Genomic DNA, 14,298 nt, shown 5'->3' on the forward strand with positions numbered 1-14,298 from the left:
CTTTCCTTTCCGAACTATCTTTTTACTCTTACTCCTAACGTCGGATCTCCAGCAGCTTTGTTTTCAGTTCGTTTTCCATACGTCTCATATCTGCCTCTGCTGCCTGACGTTTTTCACGGCCTTCCTGCTGGATCTTCATCACATCATCCAGTGTCTGGATCAGTTCCTGATTGGTTTTTTTCAGAGTTTCAATATCTACAATACCACGCTGGGATTCCTTTGCAGTTTCCACAGATGCCAGGTGAAGCGTTTCCGCATTTTTCTTCAGAAGTTCATTGGTAAAATCCGTAACCTGCCGTTGTGCCTGTGCGGCTTCTGTGGAGTGCGCGATCCCTAGAGCCAGCACCATCTGGCTTTTCCAGAGAGGAATGGTATTTACAATGGTTGTCTGGATCTTCTCGATCATCGTCGTATCATTGTTCTGGATCATGCGGATCTGCGGTGCAGTCTGCATAGAAATGGTTCTGGTAAGCTCCAGATCATGAAGCTTTTTCTCAAAGCGGTCACATTTGCTTTCCAGATCATTGGCAGCCTGTGCATCTTCCGGAAGTCCGCTTGCCGCTGCCTTCTGATGCAATTCGTTGAGCTTGCCTTCTCTGACTTCCCTAAGCTTCTTTTTACCCGCAAGAATGTACATGGAAAGTTCTTTAAAGTATGCAAGGTTCTGCTCATACATTTTATCCAGCACGGCAGAATCTTTCATCAGACGCATCTGGTGCTGCTCCAGAGCTTCCGTGATCTTCGTCACATTTCCCTCGGCCTTTGTGTAACGGTTTTTCAGAGTTTCCACCTTCGCTGTCTGTTTTTTGAAAAAGCCGAAAAATCCCTTTTCCTCTGTGGCATCAAAATCCTTCAATTCTCCTACCACATTTGCAAGAAGCTCCCCTGCCTCCCCAAGATCCTGTGTCTTCACATTTACCAGCGCTGCATCAGAAAAATCTGCCATCTTCTTCTGAGTGCCGGCTCCGTACTGCAGGATCTGGTTTGTATTTTCAATATCGATCTTTGCTGCAAAATCTTCTACGATTTTCTGTTCCTGGGGAGATAACACCGGTTCCTCTACTGCCGGCTCCTGGGGTTTCTCCGGTTCTTTTTTTGTAATTTCTTCTTTTTCTTCCGTGAGATCCGGTTCCAGAGTCAGCACCGGTGCTTCTACCTCAAAGTCTTTAAATTCTTCTCCCATAAGCATTCTCCTTGATCAGCTGTACCTTCCGGCAGATGTCTGTATTCCAGCTTCTGATCTGCTCGTTGTACTTATTTCATTTCCGCATTCTGTTTCATTTTTTTGAAATCATCCTCTGTCAGCCCCTCCTGTGCCAGAACCGTATGCAGCACAGAAATATCGGTGGATACATCCCACGCGGTATCCCGGAATATGGAATCCAGAAGTTTCTCAAATGCAATATTCAGTGTATCAATGGTTTCTTCAATTTCTTTCTTGGAAGCCGTGATATTCTCACCCTGTACAGGCTGTCCATCCATATCCTCATAAGCATCCAGAAGCTTCACAGTCATAGGCAGATAGTAGTCCATCATTTTCTTAAGATCCGGAATCACCTCCGGATGCTCTCCTGCACGCTCAAAAATTTTCTGAACGATCATTTCCATCCTGGAAATCTTTGCAGAAATTTCTTCTCCGGGAATGGCGTCATTGCTCTCACGGATCTTTACCAGAAATTCATTTCCTTTTCTCAGGACTTCCTGGGCTTCCGGACTCATATTCTCCTCCAGCTGAACCTTAGGATCTGCTTCCTGTTTACGAAGCTCCAGCTGCTTCTGTGTTTCCAGATACTGCTGATAGGTCTCATTACTGGTGATCAGACAGGTTCCCTGCTCATCCACATGGCCTTCCAGAAACCAGCCCTTCTGGATCATTCTGCTGATATCTTTTTTTACAAATTTCTCGTTCTTTCCTGCTGCCTGAGCAAGCTTCTGAAAATTACAGTAGGTGTGGTCTCCCAGCGCACGGATATATTTCTGGAAACGTCCCAGTCTTCCGAGACGGCTTGTTCCTGCTCCCAAAAGAGCACCGCCACCTGCTGCGCCTGCACACATCACTCCAAGCACACCTGCTGCAAGTGCACCGCTGTGTCCAATGCCCATCCAGATCAGAAGCACCATGGCTCCAAGCCCCATGCCACTTAAAAGTATCCCACCGGAAACTGCCATCATCATGCCTTTGAGATTCTCACCGGTAGTCTTTCCGTAAAGCAGTTCCGACTGTTTCCTTGCAGCCTGCTGCTTTGCTTTTCTGCTTCTTCCGTAATAAGGGCTCTGGTATGTATAGCTTTTCTTACGGAATTCCGGATCAGCACCCGGATCAAACACGGAATTCAGCGCATTTTTCAGCGCTTCGCTTCCGGAATCAATGGCCTTATTTACTGTCTGGTTGATCGTATGGCTTAATTCGTGATAGCTGTTTGAATTCACTGCATTATCTACAATATCCTGAATCTTTTTTCCAAGGTCTTCAAATTCGTGATTGTCCATTTTTCCCTCCAGTCCATAGATAATTTTTATTATATCGAAATCATATTAAAATTACAAGCAAATGAAAAAAAGGAACAAAAAACTATTGAAGTCATCACGTAAAAGTTTTACAATGGTAAAAAGTAAAAATTGTAAACGGAGGAATCGTTATGGAAAAAAAGAACATCGACTGGTCCAGCATCGGATTCGCTTACATGCCAACCGACTACAGATACGTGTCTAATTTTAAAGATGGAAAATGGGATGAGGGTACTTTAAGCACAGACCCTAATATCGTACTCAACGAGTGTGCTGGTGTGCTTCAGTATTCCCAGAGTGTATTCGAGGGTCTGAAGGCATACACAACAGAAGACGGACATATCGTTACTTTCCGTCCTGACCTGAACGCAGAGCGTCTTGCTGCATCTGCAGCAAGACTTGAAATGCCGGTATTCCCGAAGGAAAGATTTATCGACGCTGTTGAGCAGGTTGTTAAGGCAAATGCTGCATGGGTTCCGCCATATGGTTCCGGCGCAACACTTTATCTTCGCCCGTACATGTTTGGTTCCAACGCCGTGATCGGTGTTAAACCGGCTGACGAATATCAGTTCCGTATCCTTACAACACCGGTTGGTCCGTACTTTAAAGGCGGCGCCAAACCGATCACGATCCGTGTCAGCGACTATGACCGTGCCGCACCTTGCGGAACCGGTAACATCAAGGCTGGCCTGAACTACGCAATGAGCCTTCATGCTATCGTAGATGCTCACAAACAGGGCTTTGATGAGAACATGTACCTTGATCCCAAGACTCGTACAAAAGTTGAGGAGACAGGCGGAGCAAACTTCATCTTCGTTACTAAAGACGGCAAGGTTGTAACACCGAAGTCTGACAGCATCCTTCCTTCCATCACACGTCGTTCTCTGATTTACGTTGCAAAGGAGTACCTTGGACTGGAAGCTGAAGAGCGTGAGGTCTACTTTGATGAGGTTAAAGATTTTGCAGAGTGTGGTCTTTGCGGTACTGCTGCAGTTATCTCTCCTGTCGGAAAGATCAATGATCACGGCAAGGAAATCTGCTTCCCAAGCGGAATGGAGAAGATGGGACCGGTTATCCAGAAGCTGTACGACACACTGACCGGTATCCAGATGGGACGCATCGAAGCACCGAAAGGATGGATCCACGTAATCGAGTAATTATCGGATTTTCGTCATTATACATAACATTAAGCACAAAAAAACAGACCGCCGTATTTTTTTCGGTGGTCTGTTTTTTTATTATTTCTTCATTGTTTTTCTGTACAAAGCGGGCATTCTCATTCTGCTTTATGATCTGTGCTCACATTATCTATCTTTTCTCTCGTATTTCACAAACGCATATTCCAGATCAAAGTATGTCTGTTCTTCACTCTCCGCTGTGATCTCCCAGTCCGGGTCCTCATCCAGGTTTGGGAAATACGCATCCGCTTCATATGCAAAATCGATTTTTGTCACATGAGCTGTATCACAGTACGGGAGCATCTGTTTGTAAATACTGTCTCCGCCGATACAGTACACATCCTCTGCCGGATATTTCTCCACTTCCTTCAGTGCTTCCTCGATGCTGTGAACGATCACCGCACCTTTTACCTGATAATCCCGGTTGCCGGTGATCACAATGTTGGTTCTGTTTTTCAGAGGAAGTCCGTTTGGAAAAGACTCCAGTGTTTTTCTTCCCATAACAACCACTTTTCCTGTAGTTTCCTCACGGAACATCTTCATATCTGCCGGAATACTTACCAGAAGTTCATTATTTCTTCCGATTCCCCAGTTTTTATCTGCTGCAACAATAATATTCATTCTTTCTTCCTTTCTTTATGCAATTATACTGCAATGGGAATATTTTTGATCTGTGGCCATGTCTCATAATTCTCCACGATCAGATCATCGGTGGTGAATTTATAAAAATCCTTTATCTCCGGATTCAGTTTTACTGTCGGTGCAGGATACGGTTTTCTAGAGATCAGTTCTTTAATTACCGGAATATGACGATCATAAATATGGCAGTCTGCGATCACATGAACAAGCTCTCCGGCTTCCATATCGCAGGCCTGTGCGATCATCATGAGAAGAAGAGAATACTGGCACACATTCCAGTTGTTTGCAGCCAGGATATCCTGCGATCTCTGGTTCAGCACCGCATTAAGGACCAGCTTGTCTTTTCCGGGTTCCTTGGTTACATTGAAAGTCATGGAATAGGCACATGGGTAAAGATTCATCTCGTGGAGATCCTGATGTACATAAATATTGGTCATGATCCTTCTGCTGTACGGATTGTTCTTAAGATCAAAAAGAACTCTGTCTACCTGATCCATCATTCCCTCTTTATACTGATGCTTCACACCTAACTGATAGCCGTAGGCTTTTCCGATGGAGCCGTTCTCATCTGCCCAGCTGTCCCAGATGTGGCTGTGAAGATCATGGATATTATTGGATTTCTGCTGCCAGATCCATAGAATCTCATCCATTGCACTCTTTAACGCTGTTTTTCTTAAAGTCAGTGCCGGAAACTCCTTCCGGAGATCATAACGGTTCACAACACCAAATCTCTTGATGGTATAAGCCGGAGTTCCATCCTCCCACACAGGACGTACCTTCTCACCTTCTGTGCTGGTTCCGTTTTCTATGACATCTTTGCACATGTCAATGAATATATTATCTGCAAGACTCATTTGTTGATTTCCTCCTGTAATTTTCTTCTATTCGATCCCGGGCTGCTTTTTTCTTAAAAATGCCCCTGAAATTTATTTTATATTCTAACACATTTCAGTCCTTACTGTCCACTTCCCCTTTAACCTCCTATCCCATTTAACCTTCTCTCCCTGTTTTTCCTTTTCCCTGTTCTTTTTCTGTATTTTTCTGGACTTTTCCATGCGGGAGTGCTATATTAAGAGCCATGAAAATACTGATTACCTTATTAAAACCTTTTTCTTTTGCACCTGCGATCCTGATGATGTGCGTGATCTACTCTTTTTCCGCACAGACCGGAGATGTTTCCGGTGCCCTGAGCTACAAGATCAGCTACCAGATCGTAGAAACCAAAAACGAAATATTAGCTTCCGGCAAAAGCCTGGAACAGCTTTCCCAGGAAGCTGCCGGTATCGAATTTTATGTCCGTAAAGCTGCTCACATGACAGAATACTGCCTGCTAGCCATATCTATTTCCTTCCCCCTCTATGTATACGGAGTTCGGGGAATCTGGCTGATGCTCCTTGCCGGATTTGTATGTGTGGGATTTGCCGGACTGGATGAATACCACCAGTCTTTTGTAGACGCCCGCGGACCTTCCGTAAGGGATGTAGGAATCGACAGCTGCGGAGCAATGATCGGAATTTTGCTGGTGCAGGCATTCTGCTGGTCTACCTTACATACCCCCAACAGAAAAAAATCTCGAAAAAAACGCAGAAACGCGCAAAGACGCAGATAACTGTTTTGCGATCTACCTGATCTAAAAAACGGAACATACATAAGGATTTTTTTGCCTTATGATGTTCCGTTTTTGCTATTACTAATCGTCATATCTCAGCAGGCATTTTACTCTCACCTGCATCCGGTTTTATTTTTCGTCTTTCTCCTCCGGTGCGTCATCCAGATTTTCCGCAAGATGCGCCCGCTCCGCAATTGACATTTTTTTCTTTGCCACGGTTTCCGGATTTTGAGAAGCTTCCTCTGCCGCTTTTTTCGCAGCAGCTTCTTCCAGCTCATGTTTCTGTGCGCCAGCCTTTGCAAGATTACGGATCGCCATGATCAGAAGCACTGCTCCGATCACAACAAAAATACCTCCCGCTGCCAGAAATACCACACCGGAGTCTTCTGCTCCGCTTATGACACTGGCGCAGAGACGATATCCTGTATACACAAGATAGCCTCCTGCAAAGATCCACAGAAGACTGCTTCTTGTGGAAGAATTTCCCTGTCCGGAATTCTTTTCCTCAGCAGTTTCCTGCTGCAGCTCTTCCTTATTTTCTCTTTTCTGTTCTTCCATGATGTATTTCTGTCCTTTCTGATATCCTTATATTTCTCTATTTGTCAGATATCTTTTCCCTGTCAGCTTCTGTTTTTTCCTTCTCTTCCGTTTCTTCTTTTACAAGTCTTCCATAAAGCTTTGTCATTTTATAAATCTTTTGAATAATTGTTTCATTGAGCTGGCCTTTTTTCATACGCCACTTCCAGTTGTCACCAAGAGTTGACGGTTCATTGATCCTTGCCTCATTTCCAAGGCAGAGATAATCCTGTACCGGGATCACACAGCGATCTGCAACACTGGACATCGCCGCACGTATCATGCTCCACACTGCCGCAGTCTCATGCTTGCCCTCACAGCCAATATAGGCCCTGGCAAAATTTCGATCATGCTGGCTCAGATTGCGGAACCATCCTCTTGTTGTCTCATTGTCATGAGTACCTGTGTAAACAATGCAATTCCTTTCATATCTGTGCGTCAGATACGGACTGTCCTCATTCTCGTCAAAAGCAAACTGCAATACCTTCATTCCCGGGAATCCGGATTCTTCCACCATCTCGATCACACTGTCTGTAAGGAGACCAAGATCCTCTGCGATCACATCCAGCTTTCCAAGATTCTTTTCAAGCGCACGGAACAGATCCATTCCCGGTCCCTTTTCCCAGTGACCGAACTGGGCAGTTTTATCTCCGTACGGAATGGAATAATACTCATCAAAGCCTCTGAAATGGTCAATCCTTACCACATCATAAAGCTTCATACAATTTGCCATTCGGCGTGTCCACCATGCATAGCCTGTTTTCTTGTGATATTCCCAGTCATAAAGCGGATTTCCCCAGAGCTGCCCTGTGGCGGAAAAAGCATCCGGCGGGCATCCGGCAACGCCAATCGGAATATTTTCCTTATCAAACTGGAACAATTCCGGCTGTGCCCAGGCATCCGCACTGTCAAACGCAACGTAGATCGGGATGTCTCCGATCATCTCCACTCCCTTAGCATTTGCATAAGCTTTCAGTGCTGTCCACTGTTTAAAAAAGCAGAACTGCTGGAAGCAGTAAAATCCCACTTCTTTTGCAAGCTTCTCTCTTTCTTCAGCCAATGCAGCTTTTTCTCTGTTTTTGAGTTCCGTAGGCCATTCGATCCAGCTGATCCCATTCAAGCTGTCCTTGATTGCCATATACAGGCTGTAATCTTCCAGCCAGGCAGCATTTTCTTTTACAAACTTACGGTACTCCTGATCTGTCTCACAGTCATAATTTTCAAAGGCTTTTCTCAAAAGCCGAAATCTGGAATTATAAATCTTCTCATAATCCACATAGCTCTCGTTTGTACCCCAGTCACAGTCCTCGCAATCACTTTTATCCAGATATCCCTCTTTTACAAAAGCCTCCAGATCAATAAAATACGGATTTCCCGCAAAGGTAGAAAAAGACTGGTATGGTGAATCTCCATATCCGGTAGGTCCGAGAGGAAGGATCTGCCAGTATTTCTGTCCTGCTCTTGCCAGCTGGTCTACAAACTCATATGCTTCCTCAGAAAAGCATCCGATCCCATATTTCGATGGCAGACTGGATACCGGAAGTAAAATCCCACTTGCTCTCATAATTTACGAATCCTCCTGTTTTCTCAGTAGTTGCGCCCTCTCACAGATGTCTGCAGGAGCACTCAGATTTTTATTATATCACGCTGTCACAGAGCGTTCAAAGTCCTTTTTTGCAGATATATGTAAATATATCATGATAAACCTTTTCCTTGTCTTTCTCATTCAGGATCTCGTGGCGCATTCCCGGATATAATTTTCCCCGGACATCCCGGTATCCTGCACAACGCATGGCACGGACAGCCTTCGCAAACTGTCTCACATTTCCCATGCAGGGATCCTCCGCCCCACTGATAAACAGCACCGGCATTTCCGGCTTTGTACACTTCCAGTGCTTCACATCATAGGCTCTTTTCATCAGGTCAAAAAGTGCCAGATATGCATCATCCGTAAATGTAAATCCACAGTATTCTGAATCCGAATAATCCTGCACAACCTGCGGATCAGAGCAAATCCAGGAAAAACGGTTTTTTTCTTTTTTAAAGTGCATTGCATAGCTTCCAAAAGACATCATCTCGATCAGACCCGCACTGTGTTTAGGCCCGAAAACAGTCTTTCCCGCCTTTGCCAGAGCTACTCCGACCGGACGAAATACATTATAGCTGGGTGAGCCGCAGACGATCAGCATATCCATACAGCTGTCATGATGCGCTGCATAGGCACGAACTGCCAGAGAGCCCATGCTGTGTCCGAAAAGGATCAGCGGAATACCCGGGAAATGATCCTTGATCAAGCAGTTCACCGTATGGATATCCTGCAGCATGGCATCCGCCCCACCACCGTACATATACCCAAGATCCTCTTTACTGCGTACGCTTTTTCCATGGCCACGGTGATCATGGATCACACTTATATATTTTCGCTCTGCCATATATTCCATAAAAGGAATGTAGCGTTCCTTGTACTCACTCATTCCGTGAACGATCTGTATGATCCCACGGTATTTCTCATTACGTTCCAACTCCGGCACTACTGCCAGGCAGGAAATTTCCAATCCGTCTGCTTTTGAAGGAAATGAATACTGAATTGTCCGTAACATATATTTCACCTCACCTTTTCTGCTGCATAAAGCGGGCATTCGCATTCCGCTTTGTCACCTGTACTCAACCACTTTTTCTGTGTCTTCCAGTATATCATAACACAGGGGGTTTCTCAAACAGTAAACCTATGATATAATCGTTACGGTAACATAGGGTGATGCTGTTTGCCCGCAAATGCAAACAGATATCCTCTGACTTACCCACCCGAAAACCAGAATGACTTATTGTAAGGAGGAATAATGAATACAGAAGACAATAATGATTTTTATGACGATGAGCTCTCCAGATCATTGATCTCCAATGATTTTGAAGACGACACTCCCCACAGAAAGAAAAAAAGCAAAAAGCCTCTTGTGATCTGTCTGATCATCCTTCTGATCGCTGCCGCAGCCGGCGGAACCGCCTGGTATATGATGCAGCGCCATAAACCGGTAGAAGCCACAGAAGAATTTCTCACAGGCATGCAGAACATGGATTTTACCACAATGGAGAACCTTCTCCAGAGTCATGATCTTAGTGCTCTGGATGATGCAGATATCCGTGATTCTGCTTACACAGATTTCTTCACTACCGTCAACAAAAAAATGACCTACAAGATCACCAAAAACAAATTTGACATCCAGAACGGAACTGCCAGGATAACGGTTCACATGAAATATATTGACGGAACCAATATCTATGCAGCAACTATTCAGGAATACACCCGTAAGGTTGCTGTCGCAGCCTATGCCGGAAAGGAAATGACACAGGATGATATCCAGGAAATGCTCGCTGCACTTCTTGCCGAAAATGCTTCCACAGCTGATGAGAAATACAGTGAGATCGATATTACCTATCCTCTGATCAAAATCGGCAGCGACTGGAAGATCGTTTCTCTGGATGACACCACAGTCAAGGTTATGTGCGCAAACTTCAAAAGCGTAAAAGACGAAATATCATCCCAGCTTACGGATGACAGCACAGATAGCAGTTCTGCCGCTGCAGAGGATTCTTCCACCCCAGGCAGCACGGCCTCTGCTGAGGACACAAGTGCATCCATTGATATTACAACTGACAAATTCTCCGTCCGTTTCAAACAGTTTGCGATTTCCAAGGACTACGGCGGAAATCCCTGTCTGATGATCTACTACGACTATACAAACTCCGGCGATTCCCAGTCCAGTGCATTTGTAGACTTCACCCTGCAGGCTTCCCAGAACGGAGAAGTTCTGGAAGGAACTTATCCGGAAGCCAGCGATGATGCTGTAGATAACTACATGAGCACCATTGATCCCGGAAAAACCGTCACTGTATGCCAGGTATTTCTTCTGAAGGATACTACCAGTGATGTAACGCTTCAGGGCAAAGAAACTCTGAATGTAAGCGGCGGACAGACAACCTCTCAGATTCTGAAGCTGAAGTAAGATATCGGAATCGCCTGGCGGATATTTACGATCCAAATTCGATAAACCGGAAATTTACATTTTATCTTGCATATGAAAAGAAAACGGAAATTTCTCCTTCATGATTTTTTCATGGCTGGCAGAAATTTCCGTTTTTCTTTTTCTCATTCCTGTGTATATTTTTTCGATTCCATGAAAAACTATTTCCTGTATAACGAAAGGATGGTGACTTATGTCAAATAAATGTCTGCAGTACTTCACCCTGACCATTGCTGTGGTCGGTGCCATAAACTGGGGTCTGATCGGCTTCTTTAATTTTAATCTGGTAGCATTCCTGTTCGGAAGCATGAGCTGGCTCTCCCGGATCATCTACGGACTTGTAGGCTTATGCGGGCTTTATCTTCTGACCTTCTATACTCTGATCGATCAGGGTGAAACAACTGAATAAGCTACGCAGTAACACATAACGCGAAAAATCCTCTGCTGCATAAAAATAAAGCAGAGGATTTTTTCGCAATAAAAAAGAACTCTGATCATCCTCAGAGTTCCGAAGAGCGATAGACGGGGCTCGAACCCGCGGTCTCGACCTTGGCAAGGTCGCGCGTTACCAACTACGCCACTATCGCACAAGCGGGTGATGGGAATCGAACCCACGTATCCAGCTTGGAAGGCTGGTGTTCTACCATTGAACTACACCCGCAGTTATAAAATTGTAAATCTTCATCCTTCGATGAGAGCGATAGACGGGGCTCGAACCCGCGGTCTCGACCTTGGCAAGGTCGCGCGTTACCAACTACGCCACTATCGCATAAGCGGGTGATGGGAATCGAACCCACGTATCCAGCTTGGAAGGCTGGTGTTCTACCATTGAACTACACCCGCGCATCGTCGCTTCGGTGATTACCGATCGCTTGACCGCTGCAACGATGATTAGTATATAGCATACTGTTTTATTTGTCAACAGGTTTTTTTATTTTTTTTTATTTTTTTATTTATTGGATTTTTTATCAATACTCCCATACGTTTGTGGCAGAAACCTGGGCCTTCGGTTTCTTGATCACAAGCTCCGGACTTTTTGCACTGACCTTGGTATTTGCAGGAATGGATTCTGTGATAAAGGTATTACCACCTATAATCGTATTCTCTCCTACAACCGTCTCACCACCGAGCACTGTGGAATTAGAATAAATCGTTACATTATCACGAATCGTCGGATGACGTTTTACATTGGCAAGCTGCTGTCCCTTTCTTGTGGAAAGCGCTCCCAGTGTCACTCCCTGATACAGTTTTACATTATTTCCGATCTCTGTAGTCTCACCTACAACCACACCGGTACCATGATCGATAAAGAAATACTCTCCGATGGTCGCTCCCGGGTTGATATCGATTCCTGTACGGCCATGAGCATATTCCGACATCACGCGCGGGATAAATGGGATTTCTTCTTTATAAAGAACATGTGCCAGACGATACACGTAGATAGCAAATAATCCCGGATATGAAAAAATGATCTCTTCCTTGCTCTTGGCTGCGGGGTCACCATCAAAACCAGCCTGTACATCTGTCAGAAGCAGTCTCTGGATCTCAGGAAGCTGCTCAAAAAATCCACAGGCAGTTCTGTCTGCATGAGCTGCTGCTTCTTCCGGTTCCTCTCCATGATAAAGAAGTGCGATCTCGATCTGATTCTTCAATCTGTCATAAAGATCATTCAGTCTGTGTCCCACATAATACTCCGGAAATACGGTAGCACTGGTATCCGTACTGAAATATCCCGGAAATACAATAGATTTCAGATCTCTTACTATATCAATGATCACCGAACGGTTCGGCAGACGTCTGCCGCTCTTCGGCATAAAAAGTTCTTCTGAAGCATAATTCTCAGTAAGACCCTTCGCCACTCTGAGAATCGCTGATTTCTTATCGCTCATAATTCCCTCCATTTCTGCACATCCACTTCTGTCTGTACACTTTATCTCATTATCATATTATAGTCTGGAAGATTCGTCAATAATACAAAAAAGAAAAGTTTTAAAAAAGATTGACCTTTCTCCGGATACCTTATATAATAATAAAGGTTTGCATCCGGAGATGTACCCAAGTGGCTGAAGGGTCCGCACTCGAAATGCGGTAGGTCGGGCAACCGGCGCGAGGGTTCAAATCCCTCCATCTCCGTTTTTCTGCCGATTTATGACAGGAAGAATTTTTATTTATATTTTATTATACAAAAAAGCACTCTCATCTCTTGACAATTGTATATTTTATATGTATAATTGCAACAGTGGTGAAAACACAATTTAATATAGGGGATTGGTCAAATGGTATGATAGGGGTCTCCAAAACCTTTGGTGGGAGTTCGATTCTCTCATCCCCTGCTCTTAGGAACGCTGATAAGCCTTAATTAAGGTTTTCGGCGTTTTTTGTTGTATGACAGAAAAAGTGACCGCCCGGCCTGTGATATTCAACATCTGGGCGATCACTTTTCAATATTTTACTTCTCACTACTTCATATCGTGAAAATCTCTGCACGTATCTACCTGCGCTTATTTCTCCAGATTATCCGGTCCGAATCCAAATGGCAATAGTTCCTTTAATGTAAAGATATCATATTTATCTCTGCTGACTGCCAGTATGATCTGAAAGGTTTCCGGATCACAGAACTCCATCATAACCTGTCTGCATACTCCACAGGGTGCTGCATACTCTGTAGGAACACCATCCTTGCCGCCAACGATACAGATTGCCTGAAAGTCTCTCACGCCTTCACTGACCGCTTTGAAAAAAGCAGTTCTTTCCGCACAGTTTGTTGGCGTATAAGCAGCATTTTCTATATTGCACCCGGTATAATAGATGCCATTTTTGGCAAGAAGCACCGCCCCTACATGAAAATGTGAGTATGGCGCATAGGAATAGTCCATCTGTCTGATCGCCAGATCGATCATTTCTTGGATCTGTTTCTTTTCCATGATTTTCCCACCTTTCCTGAATCAGGTACATAACCGTTATTCTTCCTTTTTTTGTGCCTGATCTGCACGGATCAGTTCACGGATTGCCTGTACTGCAACCTGGATCGCCTTATCGGTATCATGTACCACAGGATTATCCAAACCCAGCTTTTCTCTTTCCTGATTTGCAAGCACCAGGAAGCAGGAGCCCACACGTACTTTTAAATGGCTTGCCACTATAAAAAGAGCAGCGGATTCCATCTCCGACGCAAGACAGCCGAGACGTTTCCACGCTTCCCATTTATTCATCAGTTCATAGCTGACCGGCTTGGTTTCCGGCTCATGCTGGCCATAAAAGGAATCCTTACATTGTACCACACCTATGTGGAATTCACATCCTTCTTTCTTTGCTCCTTCCACAAGTGCATTGATCACTTCCAGATTTGCCACTGCCGGGAATTCAATAGGTGCATACTCTTTGCTGGTGCCCTCCATACGGATCGCGCCCGTTGCAACAACAATATCACCACTTTTTACCTCTGGCTGCATTCCACCGCAGGTTCCGATGCGTACAAATGTATCAGCCCCGCACCGATAAAGCTCTTCCATTGCGATAGAAGCGGACGGTCCGCCGATTCCGGTAGATGTCACACTTACCTTCACTCCGTCCAGTGTTCCGGTGTATGTTACGTATTCCCGGTTATCTGCTACCAAAACCGGATCATCAAAATACTGTGCGATCTTTTTGCAGCGTTTCGGATCTCCCGGTAAAATAACGTAACGTCCCACTTCTCCTTTTGCTACCTGAATGTGATACTGTCTGTCCGCATCCTCTGAATAATTTTTCATGTTTGTTTCCCCCT

At 44.8% G+C, this 14,298-nt stretch carries 14 protein-coding genes and 6 tRNA genes; 6 read left to right on the forward strand and 14 right to left on the reverse strand.

Annotated elements, in window-relative coordinates:
• Positions 1-34 precede the first annotated feature (34 nt).
• Positions 35-1,183 carry a toxic anion resistance protein gene (locus tag CCC70_RS12600; RefSeq protein WP_118609042.1) on the reverse strand — a complete coding sequence of 383 codons (1,149 nt, stop codon included), beginning with the start codon at positions 1,181-1,183 and terminating at the stop codon, positions 35-37.
• Between the two features lie 71 nt (positions 1,184-1,254).
• The gene (locus tag CCC70_RS12605) at positions 1,255-2,490 is read right to left on the reverse strand and encodes a 5-bromo-4-chloroindolyl phosphate hydrolysis family protein (protein WP_118609043.1); all 1,236 of its coding nucleotides are present in this window, start codon (positions 2,488-2,490) and stop codon (positions 1,255-1,257) included.
• A 149-nt stretch (positions 2,491-2,639) separates the two neighbouring features.
• Between CCC70_RS12605 and CCC70_RS12610 the strand changes: the two genes are divergently transcribed.
• Positions 2,640-3,665: a branched-chain amino acid aminotransferase gene (locus CCC70_RS12610; RefSeq protein WP_118609044.1), complete on the forward strand. Its 1,026-nt coding sequence runs from the start codon at positions 2,640-2,642 to the stop codon at positions 3,663-3,665.
• 147 nt (positions 3,666-3,812) lie between these two features.
• Here the strand turns inward: CCC70_RS12610 and CCC70_RS12615 are convergent, their stop codons facing one another.
• Both CCC70_RS12615 and thyA read right to left on the reverse strand, forming a co-directional pair.
• Complete coding sequence (locus CCC70_RS12615) at positions 3,813-4,307, reverse strand: dihydrofolate reductase (RefSeq protein WP_015524334.1); 495 nt, start codon at positions 4,305-4,307, stop codon at positions 3,813-3,815.
• A 23-nt stretch (positions 4,308-4,330) separates the two neighbouring features.
• Positions 4,331-5,179 carry a thymidylate synthase gene (gene thyA, locus CCC70_RS12620; RefSeq protein ID WP_015524333.1) on the reverse strand — a complete coding sequence of 283 codons (849 nt, stop codon included), beginning with the start codon at positions 5,177-5,179 and terminating at the stop codon, positions 4,331-4,333.
• 224 nt (positions 5,180-5,403) lie between these two features.
• Here thyA and CCC70_RS12625 point away from each other — a divergent pair, with 224 nt between their 5' ends.
• Positions 5,404-5,934, forward strand: coding sequence for a VanZ family protein (locus CCC70_RS12625; RefSeq protein ID WP_118609045.1), 531 nt, complete (start codon positions 5,404-5,406; stop codon positions 5,932-5,934).
• A gap of 129 nt (positions 5,935-6,063) precedes the next feature.
• On the opposite strand, the gene CCC70_RS12630 is transcribed toward CCC70_RS12625, so the two are convergent.
• The 3 genes from CCC70_RS12630 to CCC70_RS12640 form a co-directional block, all read right to left on the reverse strand.
• Entirely contained in the window at positions 6,064-6,492 is a 429-nt protein-coding gene (locus CCC70_RS12630; RefSeq protein WP_092071388.1) for a hypothetical protein, read from the reverse strand.
• A 37-nt stretch (positions 6,493-6,529) separates the two neighbouring features.
• Entirely contained in the window at positions 6,530-8,074 is a 1,545-nt protein-coding gene (gene malQ / locus CCC70_RS12635; RefSeq protein ID WP_118609046.1) for a 4-alpha-glucanotransferase, read from the reverse strand.
• 97 nt (positions 8,075-8,171) lie between these two features.
• On the reverse strand, positions 8,172-9,110 hold the full coding sequence (locus CCC70_RS12640) for an alpha/beta fold hydrolase (protein ID WP_118609064.1): 939 nt from the start codon (positions 9,108-9,110) through the stop codon (positions 8,172-8,174).
• A gap of 240 nt (positions 9,111-9,350) precedes the next feature.
• Here CCC70_RS12640 and CCC70_RS12645 point away from each other — a divergent pair, with 240 nt between their 5' ends.
• Both CCC70_RS12645 and CCC70_RS12650 read left to right on the forward strand, forming a co-directional pair.
• Entirely contained in the window at positions 9,351-10,514 is a 1,164-nt protein-coding gene (locus CCC70_RS12645; protein ID WP_286188027.1) for a DUF5067 domain-containing protein, read from the forward strand.
• Positions 10,515-10,725: 211 nt separating this feature from the next.
• Positions 10,726-10,941 (forward strand): DUF378 domain-containing protein, encoded by a 216-nt coding sequence (locus tag CCC70_RS12650; protein ID WP_015524323.1) that lies wholly within the window; start codon positions 10,726-10,728, stop codon positions 10,939-10,941.
• A 105-nt stretch (positions 10,942-11,046) separates the two neighbouring features.
• Here the strand turns inward: CCC70_RS12650 and CCC70_RS12655 are convergent.
• From CCC70_RS12655 to epsC, 5 genes are all read right to left on the reverse strand, one after another.
• Positions 11,047-11,119 (reverse strand) — tRNA-Gly (locus tag CCC70_RS12655).
• A gap of 3 nt (positions 11,120-11,122) precedes the next feature.
• A tRNA-Gly gene (locus CCC70_RS12660) sits at positions 11,123-11,193 on the reverse strand.
• A gap of 35 nt (positions 11,194-11,228) precedes the next feature.
• Positions 11,229-11,301: transfer RNA gene (locus tag CCC70_RS12665), tRNA-Gly, on the reverse strand.
• Between the two features lie 3 nt (positions 11,302-11,304).
• Positions 11,305-11,375: transfer RNA gene (locus CCC70_RS12670), tRNA-Gly, on the reverse strand.
• A gap of 125 nt (positions 11,376-11,500) precedes the next feature.
• On the reverse strand, positions 11,501-12,421 hold the full coding sequence (gene epsC, locus CCC70_RS12675) for a serine O-acetyltransferase EpsC (protein WP_015524322.1): 921 nt from the start codon (positions 12,419-12,421) through the stop codon (positions 11,501-11,503).
• 156 nt (positions 12,422-12,577) lie between these two features.
• Between epsC and CCC70_RS12680 the strand changes: the two genes are divergently transcribed.
• Together CCC70_RS12680 and CCC70_RS12685 are read left to right on the forward strand one after the other, a co-directional pair.
• Positions 12,578-12,665: transfer RNA gene (locus tag CCC70_RS12680), tRNA-Ser, on the forward strand.
• A gap of 129 nt (positions 12,666-12,794) precedes the next feature.
• Positions 12,795-12,865: transfer RNA gene (locus tag CCC70_RS12685), tRNA-Trp, on the forward strand.
• Positions 12,866-13,033: 168 nt separating this feature from the next.
• On the opposite strand, the gene CCC70_RS12690 is transcribed toward CCC70_RS12685, so the two are convergent.
• The gene (locus CCC70_RS12690; protein WP_287084983.1) at positions 13,034-13,456 is read right to left on the reverse strand and encodes a cytidine deaminase; all 423 of its coding nucleotides are present in this window, start codon (positions 13,454-13,456) and stop codon (positions 13,034-13,036) included.
• Between the two features lie 36 nt (positions 13,457-13,492).
• Positions 13,493-14,284: a uridine phosphorylase gene (gene udp, locus CCC70_RS12695; RefSeq protein WP_287084984.1), complete on the reverse strand. Its 792-nt coding sequence runs from the start codon at positions 14,282-14,284 to the stop codon at positions 13,493-13,495.
• Between the last annotated feature and the right edge of the window lie 14 nt (positions 14,285-14,298).

Origin of the sequence: Blautia sp. LMAG:89, from assembly GCF_008679485.1 — a bacterium.
Classification (GTDB): Bacteria; Bacillota; Clostridia; order Lachnospirales; family Lachnospiraceae; genus Blautia_A; species Blautia_A fusiformis.